General features: G+C 43.1%; 1 protein-coding gene. It reads right to left on the reverse strand.

Translation table 11 applies throughout. The features are described from left to right. Positions 1–9: 9 nt before the first annotated feature. Positions 10–1,187, reverse strand: a protein-coding gene (locus tag MTF70_RS24240; RefSeq protein ID WP_248394462.1) for an IS3 family transposase whose coding sequence is annotated in 2 segments (ribosomal slippage) — positions 10–929 and positions 929–1,187 — 1,179 coding nt in all. Because the reading frame shifts where the segments join, the coding sequence is not laid out codon by codon here. Between the last annotated feature and the right edge of the window lie 72 nt (positions 1,188–1,259).

The raw sequence follows: 1,259 nt of genomic DNA on the forward strand, positions 1-1,259 counted from the left end.
CTGTAGTGGTCAACTAAAATTGGCCACGGTTTTAGAGTTTTCCCAATATAATCGCTCTGACTCATTGGGAGTTAGACCACCGTTATACTGATGTGGCCTGAGTTGGCAGTAATATCTAATGATGTAGCGAGTAATCTCTTGTTGAGCCTCAGCAAAGCTACGATAACCCACCGTTGGCACCCATTCCGTCTTCAGACTTCTAAAGAAGCGCTCCATTGGTGCATTATCCCAGCAATTTCCTCTGCGAGATAAACTCTGTTTTATTTGAAAGCGCCACAGCAATTGACGGTATTTACGGCTAGTATAATGACTGCCTTGATCGCTATGAAACATAACACCTTTAGGCTTACCACGAGACTCATAGGCCATCGAAAGAGCTTTGCCTGTTAGCCTAGAGTCAGGTGATAAAGACATCGACCAACCAATCACTTTGCGGGCAAAAAGATCGATAACAACCGCTAAGTACATCCACCGATTACCTGTCCAAATATACGTAACATCGCTAGCCCAGACTTCATTTGGAGCGGTAACAGCAAACTGACGACCTAAGTAATTCGGAATTTCAATATGTTCTTGTGAAGCCTTTCTGTAACGATGCTTTGGTTCTTGGCAACTCACTAAACCAAGAGTTTTCATAAGCTTTGTTGCTCGGTATCGGCTCAGCTTTACGCCCTGATTTGCGACTATATCTGCTATGGTTCTCGCTCCTGCTGAGCCATTGCTTGCGGTGTGAGCCTCGCTAACCAAGCTACGAAGTTTTACTGCTTCAGCATTGATTGCCGTTGGGCGTTTAAGCCAATAGTTATAACTACTTCGATGAACATTGAAGACTTCGCATAATGTTTTTACGCTGTAGCTCTGATTGAGTTTCTTGATTATCAAGAATTGTTCAGTGAGTCCGACATCAACAGAGCCGTGGCTTTTTTTAGTATTTCATTATGTTCTTCAAGGCGAGCCAGTTTCTTTTTTAATTCCCGAATTTCTATTTGCTCAGGGGTCATAGGTGAAGCTTTCGGTGTTTTCCCTTGGCGTTCTTCTCTAAGCTGGCGAACCCATTTATCCATTGTGGACTTGCCCACATTCATTGCTTGGGCTGCTTCAGTCACTGAATAGTTTTGGTCTAGGACTAACTGCGCCGCTTCTAACTTAAATTCTGCGCTAAATAGTCGTCTTGTACGTTTTTTCATAGTGTCACCTGTTAACTTATGAGGTGATGATATCACCTCTAACTAAGTGACCAAATTCACTATGCCACTACA

The sequence above is a fragment of the Vibrio sp. 2CM40D genome (assembly GCF_023161825.1).
Classification (GTDB): domain Bacteria; phylum Pseudomonadota; class Gammaproteobacteria; order Enterobacterales; family Vibrionaceae; genus Vibrio; species Vibrio alginolyticus.